The sequence below is a fragment of the uncultured Sphingomonas sp. genome, assembly GCF_964237155.1.
Lineage (GTDB): Bacteria > Pseudomonadota > Alphaproteobacteria > Sphingomonadales > Sphingomonadaceae > Sphingomonas.
The window spans coordinates 1-12207 of the sequence record NZ_CAXSHH010000068.1; the positions used below are offsets into that span (position 1 = coordinate 1).

Below are 12207 nucleotides of genomic sequence, written 5' to 3' on the forward strand. Positions count from 1 at the left end.
GGTGGACATACAGCGCGATCGGCACCCCCCACGCCCGCTGCCGCGAGATCACCCAGTCGGGCCGCTGCGCGACCATGGCGGTGATGCGGTTCTGGGAGCGCGCGGGGATCCAGGTCGTCCGCTCGACCGCATCCAACGCGAGTTCCCGGAGGGTCGCAGTATTACCTCCCCTCCCGCCCGCGGGAGGGGTCGGGGGAGGGCCTGTCGCAGCGGACGGACCCCCACCAGTTAGGGCACGGCCCTCCCCCAGCCCCTCCCGCGAGCGGGAGGGGAGCACCGCCCCCCCATCCATCGGGATGAACCATTGCGGCGTCGCCCGGAACACCACCTTCGCCTTCGACCGCCAAGAATGCGGGTACGAATGCGCGTAATCGTCCGACGCCGCCAGCAACGCCCCCGCCGCGCGCAGGTCCGAACAGATCGGCCCGTCCGCGCTCACGAACTTCTTGTTGATGACCGACCCCTGCCCGCCCAGCCAAGCCCAGTCCGCCCGGTACATCCCCGCCCCGTCGACCGCGAACACCGGCTCGATCCCGTGCTGCTTGCACAGCAGGAAATCGTCCTCGCCATGATCCGGCGCCATGTGGACCAGCCCGGTGCCCTGATCGGTGGTGACGAAGTCCCCCGGCAGCATCGGTCGCGGCTTGGCGAAAAAGCCGCCGAGGTGATGCATCGGGTGGCGGGCAACGGCACCGGCCAGATCGGTGCCGTTGAAGGTTGCCAAAGGCACGGAGGTAACGTCGATCTTCCGTCCAGCTAATGATTGCGGGAGGGATCGCTCCAGAGCATTTCTCAATCGCGCGTTGAACACCGCATCAAGGGGTGCCGCGACGACCGTTTTCAGGAAGTAGATCGGCGCAATGAACTGATTGAAAATATCAAGCTCTTCAGGCTCGGCGTCATACAGAGTGAAGTCGTATCCAAAATATTGATACTCAACCTCCGGCCCGTACGCGAGCGCCTGGTTCACCGGGATCGTCCACGGCGTCGTCGTCCAGATCACCGCATGCGCGCCGACCAGCTCCGGCGCGTTCGGCGCCGCGACGATCTCGAACGCCACGTCGATCTGCGTCGACACGACGTCCTCATACTCGACCTCCGCCTCCGCCAGCGCGGTCTTCTCCACCGGCGACCACATCACCGGCTTCGCCCCGCGATAGAGCTGCCCCGTCTCGGCGAACTTCAACAACTCGGCGACGATCGCCGCCTCCGCCGCATGGTTCATCGTCAGGTACGGGTCGGCCCAGTCGCCCATCACGCCTAGCCGCTCGAACTGCGCGCGCTGCACCGCGACCCACTTCTCGGCATAGGCGCGGCACTCGGCGCGGAACTGGTCGACCGGCACCTGGTCCTTGTCGAGCTTCCTGGCGCGGTACGCCTCCTCGACCTTCCACTCTATCGGCAGGCCGTGACAGTCCCAGCCGGGCACATAGGGCGCGTCCTTGCCGAGCAGGGTCTGCGAGCGGACGACGATGTCTTTCAGCACCTTGTTCATGGCGTGACCCATATGTATGTCGCCGTTCGCGTAAGGAGGGCCGTCATGCAGGATGAACCGCTCCCGCCCCGCGCGTTCCTCACGCAGTCGCTGGTACAAGCCGATCAGCGCCCAACGCTCCAGGATCGCGGGTTCCTTGGCGGCGAGGCCGGCCTTCATCGGAAAATCGGTCTTCGGCAGGAAGACGGTGTCGCGGTAATCTTGTGGGTCGGCCATGATCGGGCGGGCGTTACCCGACGCGGCGCGCATAGGCTAGCGCGCCAGCAGCACCCGCGCCAACGCGCAATCCGCGTCCATCTGCGCGACCATCGCGTCCAGCCCGTCGAACTTGCCCTCGCCGCGCAGGAACGCGTGCAGCTCCACCTCGACCGCCTGCCCGTACAGATCCTCGTCGAAATCGAAGAAATACGCCTCCAACAGCTCCTTGGGCGGATCGAACATCGGGCGGACGCCCAGGTTCGCCGCCCCGTCCAGCATCCGCCCATCCGCTATCCGCCCCCGCACCGCATACACGCCGTAAGCCGGCCGCAGATACTTCCCCATGTCGATGTTCGCCGTCGGATAGCCGATTGTCCGCCCCACCTTGTCGCCGTGCGCGACGACGCCCTCGATCGCGAAGGGCCGCGTCAGCAGCGCCGCCGCCACCCCCGGCTCGCCGCCTTTCAGCGCCTCGCGGACCCGGCTCGACGACACGGGAGCGCCGTCGAGCAACACCGGCCCGACCGTCTCCACGGAGAACCCCGCCGCCTCGCCCAGCGCGCGGAGCACGCCCACATTGCCCGACCGCTTGGCCCCGAAGGTGAAGTCCTCCCCCGTCACCACCCCGCCGACGGCGAGAGCGCCGACCAGCCGCTCCCCGACGAACGCCGCCGCATCGAGCGAGGCCAAAGCCTCGTCGAACGCGAACACCACCATCGCGTCCGCCCCGGCCGCCGCGAACAACCGCTCGCGCTGACCCAGCGTCGTCAACCGGAACGGCGGCGCGTCCGGCTGGAAATATCGCCGGGGATGCGGATCGAACGTCGCGACCAGCGCCGGCCGCCCCTCGCTCCGGGCGCGCGCGACCGCCCGCCCGACCACCGCCTGGTGCCCGAGATGGAAGCCGTCGAAATTGCCGAGCGCGACGATCCCGCCCGCCAGATGCGCAGGGACAGCCGCCGCCCCGTCCAGGCGCTGCATGGCCCCGGCTATACGATCGGGCGCACGATACGCCTACCCCCGCACGAGCGTCACGAAGCTATGTCCCGGTCGCTCCTCCTCAGCCGGATAATCCTCCCGCGCCACCTCCCGCCACCCGGCGAACGCCGGCATAACGGTATCCCCCTCGGGCGCGGCATGAACCTCGGTCAGCTCCACCCGGTCCGCACGCGCCAGGAACAACGCGAACACCTCCGCCCCGCCGATCACCGACACGTCGTCCCCGGCCAGCGCCAGCGCCTCCTCGACCGAACTCGCCGCCTCCGCGCCAGCGGCCGACCAGCCCCGATCGCGCGTCAGCACGATGTGCCGCCGCCCCGGCAACGGTGCCGCAAAACCCTCGAACGTCTTACGGCCCATGATCATCGGCTTGCCCATCGTGAGTGCTTTGAACCGCTTCAGGTCCGCCGGTAGCCGCCAAGGCAGCCCGCCATCCCGCCCGATCACGCCATTATCTGCCCGCGCCACGACGAAGGTGATCATGAGTCTCTCCCCTCCCGTCTTGCGGGAGGGATCGGGGGAGGGCCTGTAAATGGTCATTGGATCGCGCCCTGCCCTCCCCCAGCCCCTCCCGCAAGGCGGGAGGGGAGCTAGACCGCCACCGTGCTTCAGCCTCTCCCGCAAGGCGGGAGGGAAGCTAGACTGCCACCGCCGCCTTGATGTGCGCCTGCGCCTCGTACCCGTGCAGCACGAAATCCTCGAGTTCGTACCCGTCGATCGCGTCGGGCTTCCGCACGATCTCCAACCGCGGCAGCGCCCCCGGCTCGCGCCCCAGCTGCAGCCGCGCCTGATCCAGATGGTTCAGATACAGGTGGCAATCGCCCCCCGTCCACACGAACTCGCCGACTTCCAGCCCGCATTGCTGCGCCAGCATGTGCGTCAACAGCGCGTAGCTCGCGATGTTGAACGGCACGCCCAGGAACACGTCCGCCGACCGCTGATACAGCTGCATCGACAACCGTCCGTTCGCGACATGGCACTGGAACAGGCAATGGCATGGGGAAAGCGCCATCGCCCCCAGCTCGCCCGGGTTCCACGCCGTCACGATCTGCCGCCGCGACGCCGGATCGCGCCGGATCAGCGCGACCAGCTCGCCGATCTGGTCGAGGTGCCGCCCGTCCGCCGTCTCCCAATCGCGCCATTGCTTCCCATAAACCGGCCCCAGGTCGCCGTTCTCATCGGCCCATTCGTCCCAGATCGCGACGCGCCGCTCCTGCAGCCACCGCACGTTCGTATCCCCGCGCAGGAACCACAACAGCTCGACGATGATCGACCGCAGATGCAGCTTCTTGGTCGTCAGCACCGGAAAGCCCCGGGCGAGGTCGAACCGCATCTGGTGCCCGAACACCGACAAAGTCCCCACGCCGGTGCGGTCCGCCGTCTCGACGCCGTGATCGAGCACATGCCGCATCAGATCGAGATACTGCCGCATCAGGCCGCCGCCGCCGGCCGCGCGTCGAGCCGCCGTCCGAGCGCCACGAAGGCGGTGATCAGCGGCGGCACCAGCACGATCGAAAGCACCACCTTGGCCAGCATCTGCCCGCCCATCAGATCCAGGATCGGGCGCTCGCCCCAGAACGAGATGGTGATGAACAGCAGCGTGTCGAATACCTGGCTTACGACGCTCGCGATCATGCCGCGCAACCAGAGCATCCGCCCCGTCCCCGCGCGCAGGCGATCGAACAGGAACACGTTCAACGTCTGGGACGCGCCGTAGGAAATCAGCCCGGCGATCATCATCCGCGCGCCTTGCCCCACCACGACCGGAAACGCCTCGATCGCGGGCGCATACATGCCCGGATCGTGCGGCAGCGCCAGCACGATCCGGATCAGCAGCGCCGACACGATCAACGGCACGAAGCCCAGCCGCACCAGCAGGGTCGCGGCGCGCTGCCCGTGCAGCTCCGCGACCGCGCTCGACATGATCACCAGCAGCAGGAACGCGAAGATTCCCGCCTCGACCGCGAGCGGTCCGAGCGCGACCTGCTTCACCCCCAGCACCCCCGCGATGCACACCATCCCGCCATAAAAGATGGCGAACGCGAACAGCGAAGGGGAGATCGGGTGGGAGTCGGCTTGCATCGCGGGTTGCTAGCCGAGCACAGGCGGGGGTGGAAGCGGCTTGCACCCCCTTCGTCATGCCGAACTCGTTTCAGCATCCAGCGTCGTTCGCGCGATCACGCTTGGGCGTTCGCACCACGCTGGACCCTGAAACAAGTTCCGGGTGACGGTGGAAAGCCGAACGCCCTGCGCCACGAGGCTGACGCTCGGAAACACTGTCATACAAGCCCACGCGTCGCCATAACGTCCACCGTCCAGGCCGCACTGGTTGGGCGCCTAAGTTTCAAATCGAGGTGATGAAATTGCTGAACGGGCTTGAGATTTGTGAAGCGTCGGCCGGACCCGCCGCATGAACCGGTTCGCGATCGGCCTGCTAGGCATCGCCGTCATCCTCGGCCTCGCCGTCCTCCTCTCGACCGACCGCCGCGCGATCCGCCTGCGCGTCGTCGGCGCGGCGTTCGCGCTCCAGGCCGCGATCGCGGTGATCGTGCTCTACACCCCCTGGGGCGTCCGCGCGCTCGGCGGCGCGTCGGCGGGCGTGTCGGCGCTCCTCGGCTACGCCAAGGCCGGGACCGACTTCTTGTTCGGCCCACTCGCCTCGCCCGCGATCGGCGGCAACAGCTTCGCCATCGCCGCGCTCCCCGTGATCATCTTCTTCGCGTCGCTGGTGTCGATCCTCTATTATCTCGGCGTCATGCAGTTCGTCGTCCGCTGGATCGGCGGCGCGATCGAATGGGTGATCGGCGTGTCGAAGGTCGAGTCGCTCTGCGCCGCCGCGAACATCTTCGTCGGCCAGTCCGAATCCCCGCTTGTCATCCGCCCCTATCTGGCGGGGCTGACCCCGCCCCAGCTCTTCACCGTCATGACCAGCGGCATGGCGGGCGTCGCCGGAACGATCCTCGCCGCCTATGCGTCCATGGGCATACGGATCGAGTATCTATTGGCGGCCAGCTTCATGGCCGCGCCGGGAGGGATATTGATGGCCAAGATCATCATGCCTGACGGCATCGCCCGGCCGGTCGGCGCGGCCGGTCCGACGTTACGGGACGACACGGCTCCGCTCGCCGACGCCGCCCACGACGAGGAGAAGCCCGCCAACATCATCATGGCCGCCGCCCAAGGCGCCCAGACCGGCGTCAAACTCGCGGTCGCGGTCGGCGCGATGGTCCTCGCCTTCGTCGCGTTGGTCGCGCTCGCCAATGGCCTGCTCGGCGCTGTCGGCGGGCTGTTCGGCTATCCGACGCTCAGCTTCCAGGGGCTGCTCGGCTATGTCTTCGCGCCGCTCATGTTCCTCCTGAACGTCCCCTGGGACGAGGCCGGGATCGCGGGCGGGCTGTTCGGGCAGAAGATCGTCCTGAACGAATTCGTCGCCTACATCTCGCTCGGGCAGCAAGCCGGCCAACTCTCCGCCCGCACCGTCGCCGTGATCACCTTCGCGCTGTGCGGTTTCGCGAACTTCTCCTCCATCGCGATCCAGATGGCGGTGACCGGCGGGCTCGCCCCGAACCAGCGGCCGATGATCGCCAGGCTCGGCCTTCGCGCGCTTGCGGCGGGATCGCTCGCCAACCTCATGTCCGCCGCGCTCGCCGGACTCCTCATCGCGTGAGCACCCGGCCGCTCGGCGCGGCGCGGCCGCTGAGCGGTCCGATCGACCCCGCCCGAGCGCTCGAACGGCTGCGCGTCCGGCTCTGCTACATCTGGCGGCACGGTCGTCTGCCCGACCTGGCCGACCCGGTGCTGTTCACCGAGTTGATCCAGCACCGCAAGCTCCACGATCGCGACCTCCGCATGCCCAGCTTCGCCGACAAGGTGCGCGCCAAGACTCTAGTCGCCGACCTGCTCGAACCCGCCTGGGTGACGCCGAAGCTGTGGTCCGGCACCGCGCTCCCGGAGGAAGCGCCTTGGCCACGCCCTTTCGTCGTCAAGTCGCGTCACGGCTGCAACCAGGTCCGGGTCGTCCGCGCGAGCGACGACTGGGCCGCGGTCCGCGACGAAGCCTTCCTCTGGATGCGCCGTCCCTACGGCATCTGGCTCGACGAATGGCTCTATCGCCGCATCCCGCTCGGGCTGCTGGTCGAGGCGTTCGCGGGACCCGGCCCCGATCTCCCCGTCGACTACAAGTTCTTCCCGTTCGGTGGCCGCGTCGAATATATCCAGGTCCATCTCGACCGCGGGGGCGATCACCGCTGGATCGTCATGGACCGCGACTGGACCCGCGTCTCCGCCGCGACGCCCGACCCGGACCCGCCACGCCCCGCCGCGCTGCCCCGCATGATCGCCGCCGCCGAGACGCTGTCGGTCGGCTTCGATTTCGTCCGCGTCGATCTGTACGACCTGCCCGCCGGACCACGATTCGGCGAGATGACCTTCTATCCCGGCTCGGGGCTCGACCGGTTCGACCCGCCCGCGCTCGACGCGGTGATGGGGGCGCGCTGGCTCCGGGCGCGGACCTTGACTTTCTGACGGTTTCGGCGCATTCGCTGCCACATCGAGACGTAATGCAGCGTGATCGCCCCGGACTTAGGTCCAGGGCAGGCTCCGCCTCGGTCGTTGCTTCAGGCTTCCCATATCACGCGGGGCGTCACCAACCCCCGCCGGTTCGTGCGTTCAAGGACGTGCGCCGGCCGTCCTTAGAGTGAACTTCGATGAACTTCCAGCAACTCGGCCTCGCCGAGCCCCTCGTCCGCGCGCTCGCCGCGCGCAACTACACCACCCCCACCCCCATCCAGGAGCAGGCGATCCCGACCGTGCTCCAGGGCGGCGACCTGCTCGGCATCGCGCAGACCGGCACCGGCAAGACGGCGGCGTTCACGCTGCCGTCGATCCAGCGCCTCGTCGCCGAGCCCAAGCGCGTGCTGCCGTACCATTGCCGCATGCTCGTCCTCGCCCCGACCCGCGAACTCGCCTCGCAGATCGCCGAGAGCGCGCGCGGCTACGGCCAGTTTTCCAAGATGGCGGTCGCGACCGTCTTCGGCGGCACGTCGATCAACAAGAACCGCCAGGACATGAGCCGCGGCGTCGACATCCTCGTCGCCACCCCCGGCCGTCTCCTCGACCTGGTCGAACAGCGCTTCGTCAATCTGACGATGGTCGAGATCCTGGTCCTCGACGAGGCCGACCAGATGCTCGATCTCGGCTTCATCCACGCGCTCCGCAAGATTGCGCGGATGGTGCCCAAGGTTCGCCAGACGCTGTTCTTCTCGGCGACGATGCCCGCCGCGATCCGCGAGCTGTCGGGCCAGTTCCTGAACGACCCCGCGACCGTGTCGATCAAGCCCGCCGCCACCACCGCCGAGCGCGTCGACCAGTCGGTCACCTTCGTGAACCAGGCGGAGAAGCAGGCGCTCCTCACCCTCACCCTCGCCGACCCCGCGGTCGAGCGCGCGCTGATCTTCACCCGCACCAAGCATGGCGCCGACCGCGTCGTGAAGCTGCTCGCGGGCAACGGCGTCGCGTCGAACGCCATCCACGGCAACAAGTCGCAGCCCCAGCGCGAGCGCGCGCTGGCGGAGTTCAAGGACGGCCGCGTCAAGATCCTCGTCGCCACCGACATCGCCGCGCGCGGCATCGACGTGTCGGGCGTCAGCCACGTCGTGAATTTCGAGCTTCCCAACGTCGCCGAACAGTATGTCCACCGCATCGGCCGCACCGCCCGCGCCGGCAAGTCGGGCATCGCCATCGCCTTTTGCGCCGAGGACGAGCGGCCCTATCTGCGCGATATCGAGAAGCTGACGCGCCAGAAGGTCGCGGTGACCCCGCTCCCCGCCGACTTCCTCGCCCAGGCGAACCGCATCAAGACCGAGCGCGTCAAGGCGATCGGCGCCGACCCCGCCCCGCGCGAGGAGCGCCAGCGCGGCCAGCGTCCCCCCGCCCGCCCGCGCGCGACCCACTCGCCCGTGCCGAGCGCCCAGTCGCGCCAGTACGGCCGCCCCTCGCGTAGTGGTGGTGGCAACGGCCGTAGCGGCGGCGGTGGACGTCCCTCCGGTCCGCGCACCGGCGCCCAAGGTTGATTGAGGTGGGATAAAAGCGCCTGCTTGGGGGTTCCTCTTTCGATCTAGGAAGAGGGACCCCCATGGACGTCAGCAATCGACCCGTCGCCGAACGCATCGCCCGCGTCCTCGCCGGCCAGCGCATCAGCATCAACGCGGAAGGGACCGAGGAGTCCGCCGGACAGCAGGTCGAGCAGGTCTGGCGCGAATACCTCCCCGACGCGGTCGCCGTCCTCAAGACGCTTCGCGAGCCCGATCAGGGTATGGCGGCGGTCGGCGACGTCGCGATCTGGGAGCGCATGGTCCGGACCGCGATCGAGGACAGCAAGCCGCAAACCTCGACCTACTAACCCTTCCCCGTCACCCCGGATTTGATCCGGGGTCCCGCTCCGTCTTCTTGAGCCGATCCGTGGGGGGTTCCCGCCGGTCCGCTACCCGTGATGCCGCACCGCGACCGCCTCCGGCAACAGCGGCTACCTGCCCCTTGCCGTTCGCGTGAAACTGCGCAAAACCGCCCTGAATAAAAACCGTTACGGAGCGGACCTGTGGCCGAAGCATACATCGTCGAGGCGGTCCGCACCGCCGGCGGCCGGCGCGGCGGTCGGCTCGCGGGGTGGCACCCGTCCGACATGGCGGGCGCGGTGCTCGATGCAATCGTCGACCGGTCGGCGCTCGACCTGGCGGCGGTCGAGGACGTCGTCATGGGCTGCCTCAGCCAGGGCGGCGAGCAGTCGTTCCAGGTCGGTCGCAACGCCGTCCTCTCCTCCAAGCTTCCCGAGAGCGTCCCGACCGTCACCATTGACCGCCAATGCGGCTCCTCGCAACAGGCGATCCCGTGATCATGCTCGAGGAACCGCTCTTTGCCACCGACAAGGCGCTGCGCCACGCCGGGATGAGCATCGACGACATCGACCTGTACGAGGTCGACGAGGCGTTCGCCCCCGTCCCCCTCGCCTGGCTCAAGCATCTCGGCGCGGACCCGGCCAGGCTCAACGTCAACGGCGGCGCGATCGCGCTCGGCCACCCGCTCGGCGCGTCGGGCACCAAGCTGATGGCGACGCTCGTCCACGCGCTCCGCAAGCGCGGCGGCCGCTACGGCCTCCAGACGATGTGCGAAGGCGGCGGTATCGCCAACGTCACCATCGTCGAACGGCTCTGGCCACCTAACCGCACTCCGTCACCTCGGACTTGATACGGGGTGACGGTTCTTCTCGGCGCCGGAGAACAGCGGGACCCCGGGTCAAGCCCGGGGTGACGAAAAAGGATTGGAGAAGCAGTATCATGAACATCGACAGCACCGTCGCCGCCGGTGACGACCGCCGCGACGGTGCCCTTCCCCAAACGCCTCGGCATCCTGCGGGGTACGCGCACTTGGCGCTGAGGATGATCCCTAAATGACTGTCGCGCTCCCCTCCCGCTTGCGGGAGGGGCTGGGGGAGGGCCTGTCCCGAACACGGCTCTCTCCGACCTGCCCTCCCCCGACCCCTCCCGCAAGCGGGAGGGGAGGAGATATGAATGCCCCGACCCGCTCCCTGGCGTCTCGACCCTGCCGCCTACCCGCATACCCAATCGGTCCAGACGCGCTTCCAGGACTTGGACGTGCTCGGCCATCTCAACAACGTCGCCTTCGCGGCGCTGTTCGAGACCGCGCGCACCAAGTTCAACCGCGAGGCCGAGCTCTGGGGCAAGCGCTTCAGCGGCCGCCGCGCGGTCGTCGCGCGGATGGAGATCAGCTATCTAGTGGAAGGAACCTACCCCGAGGATGTCGAGATCGCGACGGGCGTCGGCGAGATCGGCGGGCGCAGCTGGAGCATCTTGTCCTGCATGTTCCAGGGCGATCGCCCGATCGCGACCTGCGACGTGGTGATCGTCATGGACAAGGACGCGGACGGAAACGGCCTGCCGGACCACTTCAAGGCGCGATTGGCGGAGTTCCGCGTGCGCGAGGGCTGATCGTCAGTCCGCGAACACCGCCGCCCGCGTCTCCATGTTCGCGCGCACTTGTTCGATCTGGTTGGGCATCCGAATGACCTTCAACTGCTCGACCGTCTCCGCATCGAGCACCGCCGCCGCGTCGCCGTCGGCCGCCAGGTTATATAGCCGTTTGGCCCCGCGCGTCGCGTGCGGGTTCCGCGCCGCGATCTCCCGCGCCAGCGCCATCGCCGCCGCCAGCGGGTCGTCCGCCATCCGCGTCACGAACCCCAGCCGCTCGGCCTCCGCCGCCTCGAACTCGCGCGCCGTGTAGGTCAGCTCGCGCAGCACGTCGTCGCGCGCCAGCGTCCGCCACAGCGCCACGCCCGCCATGTCGGGCACCAGCCCCCAGTACGACTCCCGGATCGCGAAACGCGTGGCCGGCGCGGCGATGCGGATATCCGCCCCCGACATGATCTGGAAACCCCCGCCGAACGCGACGCCGTGCACCGCCGCGATCACCGGCATCGGCAACGTCCGCCAACCCCAGCTCACCTGCTGCGCCTTGTTCGCCGGTCCCCAGTCGCGGCTCGCCAGATCGAGCATCGACCCGCCCCCCGCCATGCTCGCCATGTCCAGCCCCGCGCAGAAAGCCCGCCCCTCGCCCGACAGCACGGCGACGCGAACGTGCGGCATCGCCGCCAGCCGATCGATCGCGTCCACGATCCCGTCGAACATCGCCGGGTCGAGCGCGTTCATCTTGTCCGCCCGGTTCAGCCGGACATCGGCGACGCCGTCGCTCACGGCGATCGTCACGCGGTCGTTCATCTCAGAGCTCCCTCTCCCCGCCCTGCGGGGAGAGGGTTGGGGAGAGGGGCTATACCGGAAACGGCAGTCTGTTGCACAGCCCCTCTCCCCGACCCTCTCCCCAGAGGGGAGAGGGAGAAGCATTTGCTCCGCCCCGTCCACCCGTTAAACGGTTGCCCATGCCTTTCGACGTCCAGGCTTTCGCCACCCACCGCTTCGGCGGTCACGGCGGCCGGCTCCGCATCAGCTATCACGACCGCGGCCCCGACTGGGTCGAGCTCGCGCTCCCCTACGCCCCCGACCTGGTCGGCGATCCGGAACGCGGCGTCATCGCCTCGGGCCCGATCATAACCCTCATGGACATGGTGACCAGCCTCGCCGTCTGGGCTAGGCGCGACCGCTTCGTCCCCCACGCCACGCTCGACCTGCGCGTCGACTATCTTCGCCCCGCCACCCCCGGCCGGACCGTGATCGGCCGCGGCGAATGTTACCGCCTGACCCGCGCCATCGCCTTCGTGCGCGGCCAGGCGCATGACGGTGACCCGGACGATCCGATCGCGAACGTCGCGGGCACTTACATGAACCTCGACGCGTGAGCATGACGCTGCCGCCCTACGCCGACCTGCTCGGCATTGAGGTGGAGCGCGGAGAGGGCGCGCCCGTCCTCATGATGCCCTTCGCCGACGACGTGATCGGCCGCCCGGGCTTCCTCCACGGCGGCGCGATCTCGGGCCTGCTCGAGATGGC

13 protein-coding genes and 1 pseudogene are annotated in these 12207 nt (G+C 68.6%); 8 read left to right on the forward strand and 6 right to left on the reverse strand.

The genetic code is table 11. The features are described from left to right. From ACFE71_RS12530 to ACFE71_RS12550, 5 genes are all read right to left on the reverse strand, one after another. The coding region (locus ACFE71_RS12530; RefSeq protein WP_375429126.1) for a class I tRNA ligase family protein at positions 1-1711 on the reverse strand (1711 nt) is incomplete at its 3' end. Between the two features lie 36 nt (positions 1712-1747). Further along, positions 1748-2674: a bifunctional riboflavin kinase/FAD synthetase gene (locus tag ACFE71_RS12535; protein WP_375429127.1), complete on the reverse strand. Its 927-nt coding sequence runs from the start codon at positions 2672-2674 to the stop codon at positions 1748-1750. A 33-nt stretch (positions 2675-2707) separates the two neighbouring features. Continuing rightward, the gene (locus ACFE71_RS12540; RefSeq protein ID WP_375429128.1) at positions 2708-3175 is read right to left on the reverse strand and encodes a dihydrofolate reductase; all 468 of its coding nucleotides are present in this window, start codon (positions 3173-3175) and stop codon (positions 2708-2710) included. A gap of 154 nt (positions 3176-3329) precedes the next feature. Then, the gene (locus ACFE71_RS12545; RefSeq protein ID WP_375429129.1) at positions 3330-4124 is read right to left on the reverse strand and encodes a thymidylate synthase; all 795 of its coding nucleotides are present in this window, start codon (positions 4122-4124) and stop codon (positions 3330-3332) included. Continuing rightward, positions 4124-4774 carry a queuosine precursor transporter gene (locus tag ACFE71_RS12550; RefSeq protein WP_375429130.1) on the reverse strand — a complete coding sequence of 217 codons (651 nt, stop codon included), beginning with the start codon at positions 4772-4774 and terminating at the stop codon, positions 4124-4126. The genes ACFE71_RS12545 and ACFE71_RS12550 overlap by 1 nt, the downstream gene beginning before the upstream one ends. A gap of 328 nt (positions 4775-5102) precedes the next feature. Between ACFE71_RS12550 and ACFE71_RS12555 the strand changes: the two genes are divergently transcribed. From ACFE71_RS12555 to ACFE71_RS12580, 6 genes and pseudogenes are all read left to right on the forward strand, one after another. Then, positions 5103-6359, forward strand: coding sequence for a NupC/NupG family nucleoside CNT transporter (locus tag ACFE71_RS12555; RefSeq protein WP_375429131.1), 1257 nt, complete (start codon positions 5103-5105; stop codon positions 6357-6359). Next, entirely contained in the window at positions 6356-7216 is an 861-nt protein-coding gene (locus ACFE71_RS12560; protein ID WP_375429132.1) for an ATP-grasp fold amidoligase family protein, read from the forward strand. The genes ACFE71_RS12555 and ACFE71_RS12560 overlap by 4 nt, the downstream gene beginning before the upstream one ends. A gap of 182 nt (positions 7217-7398) precedes the next feature. Beyond that, positions 7399-8763 (forward strand): DEAD/DEAH box helicase, encoded by a 1365-nt coding sequence (locus tag ACFE71_RS12565; protein WP_375429133.1) that lies wholly within the window; start codon positions 7399-7401, stop codon positions 8761-8763. A gap of 62 nt (positions 8764-8825) precedes the next feature. Beyond that, positions 8826-9092 carry a hypothetical protein gene (locus ACFE71_RS12570; protein ID WP_375429134.1) on the forward strand — a complete coding sequence of 89 codons (267 nt, stop codon included), beginning with the start codon at positions 8826-8828 and terminating at the stop codon, positions 9090-9092. A 195-nt stretch (positions 9093-9287) separates the two neighbouring features. Further along, a pseudogene (locus tag ACFE71_RS12575) lies at positions 9288-9934 on the forward strand (hypothetical protein). 323 nt (positions 9935-10257) lie between these two features. Beyond that, complete coding sequence (locus ACFE71_RS12580; protein ID WP_375429135.1) at positions 10258-10695, forward strand: acyl-CoA thioesterase; 438 nt, start codon at positions 10258-10260, stop codon at positions 10693-10695. Between the two features lie 3 nt (positions 10696-10698). Here ACFE71_RS12580 and ACFE71_RS12585 read toward each other — a convergent pair whose 3' ends face one another. Then, positions 10699-11481, reverse strand: coding sequence for a crotonase/enoyl-CoA hydratase family protein (locus ACFE71_RS12585; RefSeq protein WP_375429136.1), 783 nt, complete (start codon positions 11479-11481; stop codon positions 10699-10701). Positions 11482-11639: 158 nt separating this feature from the next. Here ACFE71_RS12585 and ACFE71_RS12590 point away from each other — a divergent pair, with 158 nt between their 5' ends. Continuing rightward, complete coding sequence (locus ACFE71_RS12590; protein ID WP_375429137.1) at positions 11640-12056, forward strand: PaaI family thioesterase; 417 nt, start codon at positions 11640-11642, stop codon at positions 12054-12056. Positions 12057-12058: 2 nt separating this feature from the next. Then, on the forward strand, positions 12059-12207 hold a 149-nt coding region (locus ACFE71_RS12595), incomplete at its 3' end, for a PaaI family thioesterase (protein WP_375429138.1).

Excerpts from the sequence above, each read along its gene's own strand:
- ACFE71_RS12550 (WP_375429130.1), bottom strand. The coding sequence starts at position 4,774 with ATGCAAGCCGACTCCCACCCGATCTCCCCTTCGCTGTTCGCGTTCGCC.
- ACFE71_RS12570 (WP_375429134.1), top strand. The coding sequence starts at position 8,826 with ATGGACGTCAGCAATCGACCCGTCGCCGAACGCATCGCCCGCGTCCTC.
- ACFE71_RS12580 (WP_375429135.1), top strand. The coding sequence starts at position 10,258 with ATGCCCCGACCCGCTCCCTGGCGTCTCGACCCTGCCGCCTACCCGCAT.
- ACFE71_RS12585 (WP_375429136.1), bottom strand. The coding sequence starts at position 11,481 with ATGAACGACCGCGTGACGATCGCCGTGAGCGACGGCGTCGCCGATGTC.
- ACFE71_RS12590 (WP_375429137.1), top strand. The coding sequence starts at position 11,640 with ATGCCTTTCGACGTCCAGGCTTTCGCCACCCACCGCTTCGGCGGTCAC.
- ACFE71_RS12545 (WP_375429129.1), bottom strand. The coding sequence starts at position 4,124 with ATGCGGCAGTATCTCGATCTGATGCGGCATGTGCTCGATCACGGCGTC.
- ACFE71_RS12565 (WP_375429133.1), top strand. The coding sequence starts at position 7,399 with ATGAACTTCCAGCAACTCGGCCTCGCCGAGCCCCTCGTCCGCGCGCTC.
- ACFE71_RS12535 (WP_375429127.1), bottom strand. The coding sequence starts at position 2,674 with ATGCAGCGCCTGGACGGGGCGGCGGCTGTCCCTGCGCATCTGGCGGGC.
- ACFE71_RS12540 (WP_375429128.1), bottom strand. The coding sequence starts at position 3,175 with ATGATCACCTTCGTCGTGGCGCGGGCAGATAATGGCGTGATCGGGCGG.
- ACFE71_RS12555 (WP_375429131.1), top strand. The coding sequence starts at position 5,103 with ATGAACCGGTTCGCGATCGGCCTGCTAGGCATCGCCGTCATCCTCGGC.